This is a genomic window from Paenirhizobium cremeum (assembly GCF_047553425.1).
Lineage (GTDB): Bacteria > Pseudomonadota > Alphaproteobacteria > Rhizobiales > Rhizobiaceae > Allorhizobium > Allorhizobium cremeum.
In genome coordinates, this window is the sequence record NZ_CP180217.1 from 733,966 (window position 1) to 747,666 (window position 13,701).

At 62.5% G+C, this 13,701-nt stretch carries 16 protein-coding genes; 12 read left to right on the forward strand and 4 right to left on the reverse strand.

Annotated elements, in window-relative coordinates:
• Window positions 1–36: 36 nt before the first annotated feature.
• From ACLBKR_RS03520 to ACLBKR_RS03535, 4 genes are all read left to right on the forward strand, one after another.
• Window positions 37–951, forward strand: a complete 915-nt coding sequence (locus ACLBKR_RS03520) for a LysR family transcriptional regulator (protein WP_113340383.1) — start codon at window positions 37–39, stop codon at window positions 949–951.
• Between the two features lie 170 nt (window positions 952–1,121).
• The gene (locus ACLBKR_RS03525) at window positions 1,122–1,886 is read left to right on the forward strand and encodes an SDR family NAD(P)-dependent oxidoreductase (protein WP_414900662.1); all 765 of its coding nucleotides are present in this window, start codon (window positions 1,122–1,124) and stop codon (window positions 1,884–1,886) included.
• A gap of 205 nt (window positions 1,887–2,091) precedes the next feature.
• Window positions 2,092–3,495 (forward strand): D-alanyl-D-alanine carboxypeptidase, encoded by a 1,404-nt coding sequence (locus ACLBKR_RS03530; RefSeq protein WP_113443274.1) that lies wholly within the window; start codon window positions 2,092–2,094, stop codon window positions 3,493–3,495.
• 128 nt (window positions 3,496–3,623) lie between these two features.
• Entirely contained in the window at window positions 3,624–3,929 is a 306-nt protein-coding gene (locus ACLBKR_RS03535) for a MazG nucleotide pyrophosphohydrolase domain-containing protein (protein ID WP_112829680.1), read from the forward strand.
• Window positions 3,930–3,953: 24 nt separating this feature from the next.
• Here the strand turns inward: ACLBKR_RS03535 and ACLBKR_RS03540 are convergent, their stop codons facing one another.
• The 4 genes from ACLBKR_RS03540 to ACLBKR_RS03555 all read right to left on the reverse strand — a co-directional run bounded on the left by ACLBKR_RS03540 (window position 3,954) and on the right by ACLBKR_RS03555 (window position 6,714).
• A complete protein-coding gene (locus ACLBKR_RS03540; protein ID WP_113486542.1) occupies window positions 3,954–4,364 on the reverse strand; it encodes a DUF2442 domain-containing protein in 411 nt (136 codons plus the stop codon).
• Window positions 4,357–4,596: a DUF4160 domain-containing protein gene (locus tag ACLBKR_RS03545; RefSeq protein WP_113486544.1), complete on the reverse strand. Its 240-nt coding sequence runs from the start codon at window positions 4,594–4,596 to the stop codon at window positions 4,357–4,359. The genes ACLBKR_RS03540 and ACLBKR_RS03545 overlap by 8 nt, the downstream gene beginning before the upstream one ends.
• Before the next feature lie 54 nt (window positions 4,597–4,650).
• Window positions 4,651–6,066: a metalloprotease TldD gene (gene tldD, locus ACLBKR_RS03550; protein WP_112829679.1), complete on the reverse strand. Its 1,416-nt coding sequence runs from the start codon at window positions 6,064–6,066 to the stop codon at window positions 4,651–4,653.
• A gap of 123 nt (window positions 6,067–6,189) precedes the next feature.
• Window positions 6,190–6,714 (reverse strand): invasion associated locus B family protein, encoded by a 525-nt coding sequence (locus ACLBKR_RS03555; RefSeq protein ID WP_414900666.1) that lies wholly within the window; start codon window positions 6,712–6,714, stop codon window positions 6,190–6,192.
• A gap of 329 nt (window positions 6,715–7,043) precedes the next feature.
• Here ACLBKR_RS03555 and coxB point away from each other — a divergent pair, with 329 nt between their 5' ends.
• The 8 genes from coxB (at window position 7,044) to ACLBKR_RS03595 (ending at window position 13,670) form a co-directional block, all read left to right on the forward strand.
• Window positions 7,044–7,928 carry a cytochrome c oxidase subunit II gene (coxB, locus tag ACLBKR_RS03560; RefSeq protein WP_112829649.1) on the forward strand — a complete coding sequence of 295 codons (885 nt, stop codon included), beginning with the start codon at window positions 7,044–7,046 and terminating at the stop codon, window positions 7,926–7,928.
• 17 nt (window positions 7,929–7,945) lie between these two features.
• Window positions 7,946–9,619, forward strand: a complete 1,674-nt coding sequence (gene ctaD, locus ACLBKR_RS03565) for a cytochrome c oxidase subunit I (RefSeq protein ID WP_113340389.1) — start codon at window positions 7,946–7,948, stop codon at window positions 9,617–9,619.
• 99 nt (window positions 9,620–9,718) lie between these two features.
• Window positions 9,719–10,675 carry a heme o synthase gene (locus ACLBKR_RS03570; protein WP_113340390.1) on the forward strand — a complete coding sequence of 319 codons (957 nt, stop codon included), beginning with the start codon at window positions 9,719–9,721 and terminating at the stop codon, window positions 10,673–10,675.
• Window positions 10,675–10,812 (forward strand): hypothetical protein, encoded by a 138-nt coding sequence (locus ACLBKR_RS03575; protein WP_112829646.1) that lies wholly within the window; start codon window positions 10,675–10,677, stop codon window positions 10,810–10,812. The genes ACLBKR_RS03570 and ACLBKR_RS03575 overlap by 1 nt, the downstream gene beginning before the upstream one ends.
• Before the next feature lie 22 nt (window positions 10,813–10,834).
• On the forward strand, window positions 10,835–11,437 hold the full coding sequence (locus ACLBKR_RS03580) for a cytochrome c oxidase assembly protein (protein WP_113340391.1): 603 nt from the start codon (window positions 10,835–10,837) through the stop codon (window positions 11,435–11,437).
• Window positions 11,438–11,495: 58 nt separating this feature from the next.
• A complete protein-coding gene (locus tag ACLBKR_RS03585) occupies window positions 11,496–12,374 on the forward strand; it encodes a cytochrome c oxidase subunit 3 (protein ID WP_112829644.1) in 879 nt (292 codons plus the stop codon).
• Between the two features lie 173 nt (window positions 12,375–12,547).
• Window positions 12,548–12,931, forward strand: coding sequence for a DUF983 domain-containing protein (locus tag ACLBKR_RS03590; RefSeq protein WP_112829643.1), 384 nt, complete (start codon window positions 12,548–12,550; stop codon window positions 12,929–12,931).
• 70 nt (window positions 12,932–13,001) lie between these two features.
• Entirely contained in the window at window positions 13,002–13,670 is a 669-nt protein-coding gene (locus ACLBKR_RS03595; protein WP_244712171.1) for an SURF1 family protein, read from the forward strand.
• Window positions 13,671–13,701 lie beyond the last annotated feature (31 nt).

The following is a 13,701-nucleotide window of genomic DNA, read 5'->3' on the forward strand; positions in this document are numbered from 1 at the left end:
GACTTATCGATTGGCAATATGAATAGGAGCGGGCTGTTGGAGCGGCAGGACCTCAACGACATGTTGTCGTTCATCGCAGTGGCCGAGGAACGGAGCTTCACCAAGGCTGCCGCAAAGCTGGGGACATCACAGTCCACGCTGAGTCATACGATCAAACAGCTGGAAGCACGGTTGGGCGTCAGATTGCTGACGAGGACCACGCGGAGTGTTTCACCGACGGACGCTGGGGACCGATTGCTCAAGGCCTTCGTGCCGCGACTTCGTGAACTTGACGGCGAACTGGAAGACCTGATGTCAGCCCGCGACAAGCCTGCCGGGGCGGTCAGGATCACTCTTTCGGACCACGCACTGGAGACTGTCGTTTGGCCGAAGGTGCGGCCGCTTCTTCTTGATTATCCCGACATCAAGCTTGAGCTCAACATCGACAACGGGTTCCGGGACATTGTCGAAGAACGCTTTGATGCGGGCGTTCGTTTGGGCGAGAGCCTCGACAAGGACATGATTGCCGTGCGCATTGGTCCGGATTGGCGGCTCGTTGCAGTCGGCGCACCCTCCTATTTCGCGAACCGTCCCGTTCCCGAAGTTCCGCAAGACCTGGTGGAGCACGTCTGCATCAACACCCGGCAATCCCGATCGGGCGGTCTCTATGCATGGGAGTTCGAGAAGGACGGCCGCGAACTCCGTGTCCGTGTCGATGGCCAGATCATCCTGAACAGCTCGATCGCCCAAGTCGAGGCAGCCACGGCGGGCTACGGCATCGCCTACGTTCCGGAAAACCTCGTGGAACGTCAGATCGCCCATGGGGAGCTCATTCAGGTTCTCGACGATTGGTGCCCGTTGTTCACGGGCTACTACCTCTACTATCCCAGCCGACGCCAGAACTCGGCTGCGTTCCTGCTGATCATGAACGCTCTACGGTTTCCGGGCCGAGTGACATCGGTGCGAGAATGACATCTATTGGCGCAATCGCCGCCGGCTTGATCGGCCTTGCGTTGCCGGTCCTCCCTGCCGGAGTTGTACCCGTTGAGCCTCGGCGTTCGAGAGCCGCTCTCCCAATTTGTTGGACTCAGTCAAATAAATGCGCAAGGATGGCCACAGGTCGCAACGGGAGTTCACGCCGCATGTCACAGTCACGTCGCATGGAAGGAAAGGTTTGCCTTGTCACCGGCGGAGGGACGGGGATCGGAAGGGCGACGGCCTTGCAGATGGCGCGGGAAGGGGCCGCCGCCGTGGTCATCGCCGCGCGGCGCGAAACGGAGGGCGAAGCGGTCGCCGCCGCCTGCCGGGATCTCGGCGCCGAAGCCCGCTTCGTCAGGACGGACATAAGGAGCGAGTCGGAAGTCGGAAAGATGGTGGCCGATACGGTCTCACGCTTCGGTCGGCTGGACGTCGCCTTCAACAATGCCGGCTTTCAGGAGCGCCGTGCGCCGGTCGAAGAGCAGAGCGATGCGACCTATGCGGACGTCTTCGACACCAATGTGCGCGGAGTCTTTCATTGCCTGCGTCACCAGATTCCCGCCATGCTGAAGACCGGCGGCGGCGCGATCGTCGTCAATGCCTCGGTCAGCGGCATCCGCAACCCCAATCCCGGCTTCGCTCTCTATAATGCGTCCAAGGCGGCGGTGATCGCCATGATGCGCAGCGCCGCAATAGAGAATGCCGCCCGCGGCATCCGCATCAATGCGGTCGCGCCGGGGCGGGTGGTCACGGACATGATGCTGGCGGCCGGCGTCGGCGATGTGGCGGCGGTCGCGGCCGGTCTGCCGCTGAGGCGCATGGGGCAACCGGAGGAACTCGCCGAAGCCGTCGTCTGGCTCGCCTCGGCAGAAGCGTCCTACGTGGTCGGCCATGTGCTTGCCGCCGATGGCGGTTTTCTGGCGGCCTGATCCTTAGCCATTGCACAATCCAGCCTCGGACCATTTACGGCCTGTTAACTCACAACATGAAACTTTTGGTTAACTTTGGTGATAACGTGGCCGCACTGCACAATTGTCGCCTCAATTCTGCTTTAGTCAGGCCTCGCTTCGCGCAACACGAAGTGCTTCGCCGGTTGCCCGGTATTCTGTAAAATCAAGCCGCCTCGGAGGGTTCATGAACAAGCTGTTGATCGCGTTAACTTTTTTCGTTGCGATCGCATCCTCTTCGACCTCTGTACTCGCCGGCAGCGCGCAATTGTTGCTCGATGCCCGCACCGGTGAGATCCTCGCCTCGGAAAATCCGGACGCCCTCAACCACCCGGCATCTCTCACCAAGATGATGACGATCTATCTGACGTTCGATGCGATCCGGCGCGGCAAATTGTCGTGGGACAGCCCGGTTCCCTTCTCGAAATACGCCGCATCGCGCCCACCGACCAAGCTGCGCGTCAAGCCGGGCGACGAGATCACCGTCAAGGAAGCGGTGCTCGGCATGATCGTGCAGTCCGCCAACGACGCCGCCGCCGCCATGGCGGAAAAGCTCGGCGGCACCGAAGAGCGTTTCGCGGCGATGATGACGGCCAAGGCCCGCTCGCTCGGCATGTCGAAGACCGTTTTCGTCAATGCCTCCGGCCTGCCTGACGATCGCCAGATCACCACGGCCCGCGACATGTCCACCCTCGGCATTGCATTGATGCGCGACTTTCCGAAGGAATACGGTCTGTTTGCCACGAAGAGTTTTGCGTTCCGCGGACGCACCATCAATGGCCATAACAACCTGATGTATCGCTACAAGGGCATGGACGGCATCAAGACCGGCTACACCAATGCCTCGGGCTATAATCTTGTCAGCGCCGTCAGCGACGGCGACCGTCGCGTCGTCGGCGTCGTCATGGGCGGCCGCTCCGCTGCAAGCCGCGACCGCCTGATGGAAAAGCTGATTGCCGCCAATATCCGCAAGGCATCGGGCGGCTCGCAGCTTCTCGCCAGCCGCTCCGGCGGTTCCGGCTCCGCACCGGCGGCGACGGTCGAGGTCGCCCGCCTCGACAGCCAGGCCTCCGTTCCGGTCCCCGCACCCCGCGCCGGACAGGATGCGGTCGCTGCCGTGATCGGCATGGCCAATGGCGCAACCCCGGTTCCCGCAAGCCGCTACGGCAGCGCCTATGCCGAATCGACCGAGGTCGCAAGCGCGGCTCTCGCAAGCGATGTCCCGATGATAACGCCGAAGGCGCCCGTCTCGGCCTCGATGGTCCCGACGACGAAGTCGAAGGCCGGCTCCGGCAATGCCGCCGGGCAGGGACAGACGCAGGCACAGACCAAGCCCCTCGGCAAATGGCAGATCCAGATTGCCGCCGCCACCAGCGCCGAGGCCGCGATGGACCTGCTGAGCGATGCCAGGACCAAGGTCGGCGGCGTCCTGACGACGCTCGACACCTATACCGAAGCCGTCACCCGCAACGGCACGACCTTCTACCGCGCCCGCTTCACCGGTTTCGAAAGCAAGGACGAGGCCCGCACCGCCTGCGAAAAGCTGGTCAAGAACCGCTACGATTGCGTGTTGATGCCGGCGCGGGGATAAGCCTTCCGGCCGCGTCTTTCTCCCTTCCGGTTCCTTGACAGGCGACCCCTCCGGGGCTCGTTTGCGTTTGATCTGCTCGACAATCTCGGGGAAATGCATCACAAAGTCAAGAACAAATGGAGAACAAAATGATTCCCGACCTGATGGCGCAGTTCGAGACGGCATCGGCCACCTACGCCGCCGCCCACGGAATGAAGCGGGATGCCGACTGGTTTCTTCTGAAGCTGCTGGAGGAGGCCGGGGAACTGGCGCAGGTCGCCAACCGGCTGAGCGGCCGCAGCCGGGCCAAGGGCATGAGCGAGGCGGAACTGTATCGCCTGCTGGAGGACGAGACCGCCGATCTCCTCGGTCATATCCTGCTCTTCGCCCACCATCACGGCATCGCGCTCGACGATGCAATCGAGCGCAAGTGGCGGTTCCGGCCGAATGTTTGACGAGGTGCGGTGACGCTTGCGGGGTCAGCCGTTTCGTGACGTCTTGGGAGGACGTCCTCCCTTTGTGCCGTTGGCGCGGGCTGCAGCTGATTTTGCCGGGCTTACCGTTCGCCCCGCCCGGGCCGCCATGAAGGACGCCGTACCGAAAAGACCTGCCATCAGGCCGTCGAGTGCCAGGTCCGTGTCCAATCCTTCCCAGTGAAGCGCGGTTCCGCCGCCGAGGATCTCGACCCTGGAAATCTCCTGCTCGCAGGCATCGGCGAGACCCTGGGCAAGTCGCGCGGGGAAGGCGAACACGCAATCATTGGTCAGGTCCACGACAATCCGCCCGCTTTCGCGGTCATAACGTGCGCTGCGTGCACGAGGCGATGTGGCCCGCAAGGCTCGGCCGCGTTCCAGCGCGTCGTCGATTTCCTTGTCCGTGAGGTCAGCCATGAATTTCTTGCCACCGTTTCAGAAAATGGGATTGCTGCTCCGTAACGATCTTCATCGCGCGGCGAACGTCGTTGCGCTTTACGCCATCTGCCCAGATCAGTTCGACCCCGCCATTCGGTCCGGCAAGATTGATCTTCATCTCACCATCGCAGAACACATGAACATGTGCCGGTTCGTGGTCGTTCTGAAAAATAACGAAACGAAAGCCGTCCGAGCGGAAGATGGTGACCATAAATAACCTATCGCGATAGGTTTTTCAATGAGGTCTTCCTGCCGCCTTTCCCGTTCACGCCCGCGTGCCGCCCACGGTCACCTGGTCCATCCTCAGATGCGGCTGGCCGACGCCGACCGGTACCCATTGGCCGCCCTTGCCACAATTGCCGATGCCCTTGTCGAGCATCATGTCGTTGCCGACCATGGAAATGCGCTTCATCGCTTCCGGCCCGTTGCCGATCAGCATGGCGCCCTTGACCGGCGCGCCGATCTTGCCGTTCTCGATCAGATAGGCCTCGGTGCAGCCGAAGACGAACTTGCCGGAGGTGATGTCGACCTGACCGCCGCCGAAGGAGACGGCATAGATGCCGTTCTTGACGGAGGAGATGATCTCTTCCGGCGTCTTGTCGCCGGAAAGCATGTAGGTATTGGTCATGCGCGGCATCGGCTGGTGGGCATAGCCCTGCCGGCGGCCGTTGCCGGTCGCCTTCATGCCCATCAGCCGGGCGTTCTGCCGATCCTGCATGTAGCCGACGAGACGGCCGTTCTCGATCAGCACGTTATAGCCGGAAGGCGTGCCCTCGTCGTCGACGGTGATCGAGCCGCGGCGCGCGTCGATGGTGCCGTCGTCGACGACGGTGACGCCGGGGGCGGCCACCATTTCGCCCATCAGTCCGGCAAAGGCAGAGGTCTTCTTGCGGTTGAAGTCGCCTTCAAGGCCGTGGCCGACGGCCTCGTGCAGCATCACGCCCGGCCAGCCGGCGCCAAGCACCACGTCCATGGTGCCCGCGGGCGCCTCGATCGCCTCGAGATTGACGAGCGCCTGCCTCAGCGCCTCGTCCGCGCCGTGACGCCAGCTTTCCTCGGTCAGGAAATCGCCGAATGCCATGCGCCCGCCGGTGCCGAACGAGCCGGACTCCTGCCGGTCGCCCGAACCCGCCACCACGGAAATGTTGATCCGCGTCATCGGGCGGATGTCGCGCACCCGGTGACCATCGGCACGCAGGATCTCGACCACCTGCCAGCTTGCGGCGATCGAGGCGGTGACCTGCCGGACCTTGTCGTCCTTGGCGCGCAGATAGGCGTCGATCTCCGAGAGAAGCTTCACCTTTTCCTCGAAGGTCGGCGCGCCAATCGGATTGTCCTCGCCGTAGAGCTTGCGGTTGGTGCCCTGCGGCGCCGCAGCATAGGAACCGCCATAGCCCCGGGTAACGGCGCCGACGGCGTCTGCCGCGCGCTCCAGCGCCGAAAGAGAAAGTTCGCCCGCATGGGCGTAGCCGACAGCCTCGCCGGCCACCGCGCGCAGGCCAAAACCCTGGTCGGTGTTGAAGGAGCCGCCCTTCAGCCTGCCATTGTCGAAGGTCAGCGATTCCGCCTGGGCGTGTTCGACGAAGAGCTCGCCGTCGTCCGCCCCTTCGAGCGCCTTGGCGACGCTGCGGCGCAGCGTGTCCTCGTCGCAGTCGAAGAGGCTGAGAAGGTCCTGGGTCATCGTCATGTCTCCTTGGGGCGTCTTTCTCCCGATGTAGGCGCATCGGCGGCCAACGGCAAGGCGCAAGCGAAAGCCCGAGGGACCGGCGACTTCCAGTCCGGGATTGAAGCGATGCCGGCCGGATCAGGGCAGGGCGTCGTAACCTTCGGCAAAGCCGGTAAGCTCGATCGGAATGCCGACCCGATCCTGGTCCGCCGATTCGCGCAGCGCGAACACCGCATTCTTGCCGGCGCGCAGGATCTTCATCAGCTCGTCGTCGATTTCCACCTCGACATAGCAGCCCTCGGAGAAGCAGCGGGTGAAATAGGCACGGCCGATATTGTTGTGATCGACATAGAGTTCCATGCCGTCCTTCAGGAGCACGCCGAGCGGCGCCAGAATGCGCAGCACCTTCGCCTTGCGGTCGGCGGTCTTCAGCACCACGACGGAAAGGCCGACTTCCGGCCGGTCGTCGGCGATGACGTTCTGCATCAGCGCGCACTGCTCACCGGTCGCACCGGCGGGCGTATCGCAGATGACCGACCATGCGCCGTGATTGGAGCGGATCGTGCCGGGCGGCTGCTGCTGGCCATAAGCCGGCATCGAAAAGGCGGCGATCGCGATGGCGCTTGCGGTCAAACCCGACCGGAAAAGTCTCGGAAGACCCATGGGTACCTCTGGAAATCGAATCATCCCGGACATTCTTGTCGCCCGGGCGGGGAAAATGAAAGCCCCGACCCGTCTTTTCCAGCCGAGTGAGGCATAATTGGGACCGGAACCGCCGGCTGGCCCCGGCTTTTGCCCGGGATGACGGCGATCGGTGTCGCATTGCAGCGAGCGGGAGCGTTTTGGATTTGACGATGCGCAAAAATGCCGCGCCGACTATTGGTCGAACGTATTGCGATTGTGGCCGATCTGTGGTTTGAAACATTGAGGATAGCATAGATTTTGCGTTTTGATTTGATGTGGATCAAACGCTTCTGGGAGAGGTAATCGTGATGAAGAGAGCTTACGCAGCCCTGGCTGCGCTGGTCTGTCTGCTTTTTGCGTCCGGCAGTTTTGCCGATCAGCCGCAGCCCTGGCAGGCGACCCTGCAGCCCGCGGCAACGCCGATCATGGAGCAGATTCGCTGGTTCGAGCAATATACCCTCTGGTTCATCGTACCGATCACGCTTTTCGTTCTTCTCCTGCTGGTGATCGTGGTGGTGAAGTTCCGCGCCGGCGCCAATCCGGTGCCGTCCAAGACCAGTCACAACACGGTGATCGAGATCGTCTGGACCGTCGGGCCGGTTCTCGTGCTGCTGTTTTTCGCGATCCCCTCGTTCAATCTCCTGTCGGCCCAGCTGACCCAGCCGGAGAATCCGGATCTCACCGTCAAGGCGACCGCCACCCAGTGGCAGTGGAATTATGAATACCAGGGCGAAAAGGAAGTGGCCTTCGACAGCTATATGCTGAAGGAAGAAGACCGCGCCGCCGCCGGCAAGGAAGACAAGTCCGTCTATCCGCGCCTTCTGGCCGTCGACAACGAAATGGTGATCCCGGTCGGCAAGACCGTGCGCCTGCTCGTCACCGCCGCCCCGACGGATGTCATCCATTCCTTCGCAATGCCATCTTTCGGCGTGAAGATCGATGCCGTGCCGGGTCGTCTCAATGAAACCTGGTTCAGGGCCGATCGCGAAGGCCTGTTCTACGGCCAGTGTTCGGAACTCTGCGGCAAGGACCATGCGTTCATGCCGATCGCGATCCGCGTCGTCTCGGAAGAGAAGTACGCAGCCTGGCTCGATGCGGCCGGCTCGGATCTGGCTGGCGCCAACAAGGCGCTGATGGCCGCTGTCGACGGGCCGGCTAAGTCCGTCCAGCTCGCCGAAAACGTTTCGAACTAATTGGAGGAGTGAGGACAATGGCTGGAACTATTGCTCACGACGATCACGCCCATGATGCCCACGATCATCATGACCACAAGATGAGCTTCTTTGACCGCTGGGTGCGTTCGACCAACCACAAGGATATCGGTACGCTCTACCTGATCTTCGCGATCGTCGCCGGCATCATCGGCGGTGCGCTGTCGATCGCCATGCGCGCCGAACTGCAGGAGCCGGGCATCCAGATCTTCCACGGTCTGGCTTCCATGGTCTACGGCTTCGAGGGCGATGCTGCCATCGACGGCGGCAAGCACATGTTCAACGTCTTCACCACGGCGCACGCGCTCATCATGATCTTCTTCATGGTCATGCCGGCGCTGATCGGCGGCTTCGCCAACTGGATGATCCCGATCATGATCGGCGCTCCGGACATGGCTTTCCCGCGCCTCAACAACATTTCCTTCTGGCTGATCGTTCCGGCCTTCCTGCTGCTGCTGCTTTCGATGTTCGTCGAGGGACCGGCAGGCGCCTATGGCGTCGGCGGCGGCTGGACCATGTATCCGCCGCTTGCGACCTCCGGCCAGCCCGGCCCGGCGGTGGACCTTGCGATCTTTGCGCTCCACGTTTCCGGTGCGTCCTCGATCCTCGGCGCGATCAACTTCATCACCACCATTCTCAACATGCGCGCTCCGGGCATGACGCTGCACAAGATGCCGCTCTTCGCCTGGGCCGTTCTGGTCACCGCCTTCCTGCTGCTGCTGTCGCTCCCGGTTCTCGCCGGCGGCATCACCATGCTCCTCACCGACCGCAACTTCGGCACGACCTTCTTCGCCCCCGAAGGCGGTGGCGATCCGATCCTCTACCAGCACCTGTTCTGGTTCTTCGGCCATCCGGAAGTCTACATCCTGATCCTGCCCGGCTTCGGCATCATCAGCCACATCGTCTCGACCTTCTCGAAGAAGCCGGTCTTCGGCTATCTCGGCATGGCCTACGCCATGGTCGCGATCGGCGCCGTCGGCTTCGTCGTGTGGGCGCACCACATGTACACGGTCGGTCTGTCGCTCGCCGCGCAGCGCTACTTCCTCTTCGCCACCATGGTTATCGCGGTGCCGACCGGCATCAAGATCTTCTCCTGGGTTGCGACGATGTGGGGCGGCTCGCTCACCTTCCGCACCCCGATGGTCTGGGCGATCGGCTTCATCTTCCTGTTCACCGTGGGCGGCGTCACCGGCGTCCAGCTCGCCAATGCCGGCCTCGACCGCTCGCTGCACGACACCTATTACGTTGTGGCTCACTTCCACTACGTTCTGTCGCTCGGCGCCGTCTTCGCCATCTTTGCCGCCTGGTACTACTGGTTCCCGAAGATGAGCGGCTACATGTACAACGAGTTCCTCGGCAAGCTGCATTTCTGGGTCATGTTCATCGGCGTGAACATGGTGTTCTTCCCGCAGCACTTCCTCGGGCTCGCCGGCATGCCGCGTCGCTACATCGACTATCCGGATGCCTTTGCCGGCTGGAACTACGTTTCCTCGATCGGTTCCTACCTCTCGGGTGTCGGCGTTCTGATCTTCCTCTTCAGCGTCTTCGAGGCATTCGCCAAGAAGCGTGTTGCCGGTGACAATCCGTGGGGCGAGGGTGCCACCACGCTGGAATGGCAGCTCTCTTCGCCGCCGCCGTACCACCAGTGGGAACAGCTGCCGAAGATCAAGTAAGGCAGGCATCTGCCCTGACGAACAACGGGCGCCGCTCCCTCGTAGAGCGGCGCCCGGCAGGAAATGCCCGAAAGGGATCGAAAGACAGGACATGGGATAATGGCAGTCATCGACGATCGCGATACGCTCGGGTTCGAAGGCGAGGTTCGCCTTTCGGAGGCCGGTGCGCGCGATTTCTTCGCGCTCCTGAAGCCGCGCGTCATGTCCCTGGTAGTCTTCACGGCGTTTGCCGGCCTGGTGCTGGCGCCGGGCCATATCAATCCCGTTCTCGGCGTCATCGCCATTCTCTGCATCGCGGTCGGCGCCGGTGCCTCCGGTGCGCTGAACATGTGGTATGACGCCGATATCGACGCCGTCATGAGCCGCACCGCGACACGCCCCATTCCCGCCGGCCGCATCGCGCCGAACGAGGCGCTGGCCTTCGGCCTCGTGCTTTCCGTCTTTTCCGTGTCGATCCTCGGGCTCGCCGTGAACTGGTTCGCAGCCGGATTGCTCGCCTTCACCATTTTCTTCTATGCCGTCGTCTACACCATGTGGCTGAAGCGCTCGACGCCGCAGAACATCGTCATCGGCGGTGCCGCCGGCGCCTTCCCGCCCATGATCGGCTGGGCCTGCGTCACCGGCGGCGTTTCGCTCGACAGCATCGTGCTGTTCCTCATCATCTTCCTGTGGACTCCGGCGCATTTCTGGGCGCTGGCTCTCTTCAAGATGCGCGACTACGGCGCGGTCGGCGTGCCGATGCTGCCGAATGTCTCCGGCGAAACCGTCACCAAGCGCCAGATCGCCCTTTATGCGGTCCTGACCGCCGTCACCGGCGTCGTTCCGACCGTGACGGGCCTCTCCTCGTTCTGGTACGGCCTCTTCGCCGGCGTGCTCGGCGCGCTTCTGGTGCTCTGTTCCATCTCCGTCTGGCGCATGCCTGACGGGGACGAGAAGATGATGCCGGCCAAGAAACTCTTCGGTTTCTCCATCGTTTACCTGTTTGCGATCTTCTCGGGCCTGCTGGTCGACCACTACGTCGCATCGCTTGCCGCCATGTTCGGAGGTGCCGCCTGATGGAAACGGTCAAGCTCAACGAGGCGCAGAAGAAATCCCGCCGCGGGCGCAACATCGCGCTCGGGCTGGTGCTCGCGGCGCTGGTGGTGCTGTTCTACGTCGTGACGCTGGTCAAGATCGGCAACATGGGCCAGTGAAAGCGGAGGGGCGATCTTGACGATGACGACGAACGAGACGGGCAAGGGAAAGCGTGGCAACGGCACGATCCTCGTCGCGTGCCTCGTTTTCGTCGGCTGCATGGTCGGCGTGTCCTTTGCCTCGGTTCCGCTCTACCGGCTTTTCTGCCAGGTCACCGGCTATAACGGCACGACCAAGCGCGTCGAGCAGGTTTCCGATGTCATCCTCGACAAGAAGATCAAGGTCACCTTCGACGCCAATGTGTCGAATGGCCTGAACTGGGATTTCAAGCCGGTCGAGCGCTCGATCGATCCGCGGATCGGCGAGACCGTCCAGATCAGCTACACCGCGACCAATCGCTCGCCCTATGCGACCAAGGGGCAGGCGGTGTTCAACGTCACGCCGATGGAAGCCGCCGCATACTTCAACAAGGTCCAGTGCTTCTGCTTCACGGAAACGGAGCTGAAGCCGGGCGAGACGTTGGAAATGCCGGTCGTCTTCTTCGTCGATCCCGCCATTACCGAGGCGGTGGAGACGAAGGATATCGGCACGATCACGCTGTCCTACACCTTCTATCCGGACAAGGGGGAGAAGCCGGTGGCCCTGGCTCCGCAACAGGGTGGGGCAGAAAAGCCGAAATTATGAGAGGAGGGGTCCGGCCCGCCGGACCTTATGGAAATTTTGACATTCGGGGATTGCTGAAATGGCCGAAGCGCACCAGAAACATCACGACTACCACATCATTGCCCCAAGCTCCTGGCCTGCTCTGGCCTCGCTTGGCGCATTTCTCATGACCTTCGGTGGCGTGGGCTATATGCGCTACCTGAACGGCGGCTCGTTCAAGCTGTTCGGCCTCGAACTCGCCCAGCCCTGGCTGTTCTACATGGGCCTCGTCCTTGTTCTCTACACCATGATCGGCTGGTGGGCGGACACCATCAAGGAAGCGCATGAAGGTGCGCATACCCGTGTCGTTTCGCTGCATCTGCGCTACGGCATGATTATGTTCATCGCCTCCGAGGTGATGTTCTTCGTGGCCTGGTTCTGGGCGTTCTTCGATGCGAGCCTCTTCACCAACGAGGCGATCCAGGCGAGCCGCATGGAATATACCGGCGGCCAGTGGCCGCCCAAAGGTATCGAGGTTCTCGATCCCTGGCATCTGCCGATCTACAACACCGTCATCCTGCTGCTCTCCGGCACCTGCGTCACCTGGGCCCACCACGCCCTGCTGCATGGCGATCGCAAGGGCCTGATTAACGGCCTGGCGCTGACGGTCGCCCTTGGCCTGCTCTTCTCCTTCGTGCAGGGCTATGAATATGCCCATGCTCCGTTTGCCTTCAAGGATTCGATCTATGGCTCGACCTTCTTCATGGCGACCGGGTTCCACGGCTTCCACGTCATCGTCGGTACGATCTTCCTGACCGTCTGCCTGCTGCGTGCCGCCAAGGGCGATTTCACGCCGAAGCAGCATTTCGGCTTCGAGGCGGCCGCCTGGTACTGGCACTTCGTCGACGTGGTCTGGCTGTTCCTGTTCTTCGCGATCTACATCTGGGGCGGCTGGGGTGCGCCGATCGCCCACGGCTGATTGCGCTTCAGGAAATACGGAAAGACGACGGCGCCTGCGGGCGCCGTTTTTCATGAAGCGCGCTTCGGACCGGAACAGGGCGTGCATTTTGAGGTTTGGCGGCCAGGACGTATAACCGACCGGAGCGTGCGCCGCCAAATGGGGTGAGCCGCCATGCAGATGGAAGAGAGATCATGAGCGAGGATAATGCCCATTTCGCCCCCGTCGATCCCGTGAAGGCCGGCCTGAAGGCATGCTGCCCGCGCTGCGGTGAGGGGCGCCTGTTCGACGGTCTGACCAAGCTCAGGCCCCGCTGCAGCAATTGCGGCCTCGATTATTCCTTTGCCGATTCCGGCGACGGGCCGGCGATTTTCGTCATCCTGCTGGCCGATCTCATCGTGGTGGGCCTCGCGGTCTGGACCGAGATCAACTACCAGCCGCCGGTCTGGCTGCATTTCGTGCTGTTCGGCCCGCTGGCGATCTTCGTGTCGATCTGGCTGCTCCGGACCATCAAGGCGCTCCTGATCGCGCTGCAGTACAAGAACAATGCCGCGCCGGGAACGATCGACCGTGGCTGAGACCGGTGCCGTCACCCGGAGGCGAGGAGGCTGGCGTTTCGCCGTGAGCGCCGTTGCGGTGGCGGTCGCCATGGCCATTCTCCTTTCGCTCGGCACCTGGCAGGTTCGGAGGCTTCATTGGAAGGAAGCGCTGATCGCCGAAATCGAGGCGCGGCGTCATGCCGATCCGCTCGATGTCGCAGGCGTCGAGGGCGTGTTGCGCGACGGCGGCGATGTCGATTATCGCGCCGCCCGCGCAGTTGGCCGCTATCTCAACGACAAGGAGCGGCATTTCCTCGCCACCTTCGCGGGGCAGGCGGGCTTCTACGTCTATACCCCGCTCGCTCTGGCCGATGGACGCTATCTCTTCGTCAATCGCGGCTTCGTACCCTATGACCTGAAGGAACCCGCAACCCGGCCGCAAGGCGAGCTTGAGGGGGAGCAGAGTGTTTCGGGTCTGGCGCGCGCAAGGCTCCTGGCCAAGCCCGGTTTCATGGTGCCGGACAATGACGAGGCGAAGAACATCTTCTACTGGAAGGACCTCGACCGCATGGCCGCAAGCGTCGGCCTGCCGGCCGACAAGGTGCTGCCATTCTTCCTCGATGCGGATACGACCGCTGTTCCGGGCGGCCTGCCGCGGGGTGGTGTCACCCAGGTCGATCTGCCGAACAGCCATCTGCAATATGCGATCACCTGGTATGGGCTAGCCTTGGCATTGGCGCTAGTCGCCGCCTTCGCCTATGTTCGCCGCAGGAACTGAGCGGCCCGCTGTCGCCGGCCGAAGGGGGAGG

Bases quoted from the DNA above. Each gene is read 5' to 3' on its own strand.
- ACLBKR_RS03525 (WP_414900662.1), top strand. From the start codon at position 1,122: ATGTCACAGTCACGTCGCATGGAAGGAAAGGTTTGCCTTGTCACCGGC.
- ACLBKR_RS03530 (WP_113443274.1), top strand. From the start codon at position 2,092: ATGAACAAGCTGTTGATCGCGTTAACTTTTTTCGTTGCGATCGCATCC.
- ACLBKR_RS03535 (WP_112829680.1), top strand. From the start codon at position 3,624: ATGATTCCCGACCTGATGGCGCAGTTCGAGACGGCATCGGCCACCTAC.
- ACLBKR_RS03540 (WP_113486542.1), bottom strand. From the start codon at position 4,364: ATGGCTGACCTCACGGACAAGGAAATCGACGACGCGCTGGAACGCGGC.
- ACLBKR_RS03545 (WP_113486544.1), bottom strand. From the start codon at position 4,596: ATGGTCACCATCTTCCGCTCGGACGGCTTTCGTTTCGTTATTTTTCAG.
- tldD (WP_112829679.1), bottom strand. From the start codon at position 6,066: ATGACCCAGGACCTTCTCAGCCTCTTCGACTGCGACGAGGACACGCTG.
- ACLBKR_RS03555 (WP_414900666.1), bottom strand. From the start codon at position 6,714: ATGGGTCTTCCGAGACTTTTCCGGTCGGGTTTGACCGCAAGCGCCATC.
- coxB (WP_112829649.1), top strand. From the start codon at position 7,044: ATGAAGAGAGCTTACGCAGCCCTGGCTGCGCTGGTCTGTCTGCTTTTT.
- ctaD (WP_113340389.1), top strand. From the start codon at position 7,946: ATGGCTGGAACTATTGCTCACGACGATCACGCCCATGATGCCCACGAT.
- ACLBKR_RS03570 (WP_113340390.1), top strand. From the start codon at position 9,719: ATGGCAGTCATCGACGATCGCGATACGCTCGGGTTCGAAGGCGAGGTT.
- ACLBKR_RS03575 (WP_112829646.1), top strand. From the start codon at position 10,675: ATGGAAACGGTCAAGCTCAACGAGGCGCAGAAGAAATCCCGCCGCGGG.
- ACLBKR_RS03580 (WP_113340391.1), top strand. From the start codon at position 10,835: ATGACGACGAACGAGACGGGCAAGGGAAAGCGTGGCAACGGCACGATC.
- ACLBKR_RS03585 (WP_112829644.1), top strand. From the start codon at position 11,496: ATGGCCGAAGCGCACCAGAAACATCACGACTACCACATCATTGCCCCA.
- ACLBKR_RS03590 (WP_112829643.1), top strand. From the start codon at position 12,548: ATGAGCGAGGATAATGCCCATTTCGCCCCCGTCGATCCCGTGAAGGCC.
- ACLBKR_RS03595 (WP_244712171.1), top strand. From the start codon at position 13,002: ATGGCCATTCTCCTTTCGCTCGGCACCTGGCAGGTTCGGAGGCTTCAT.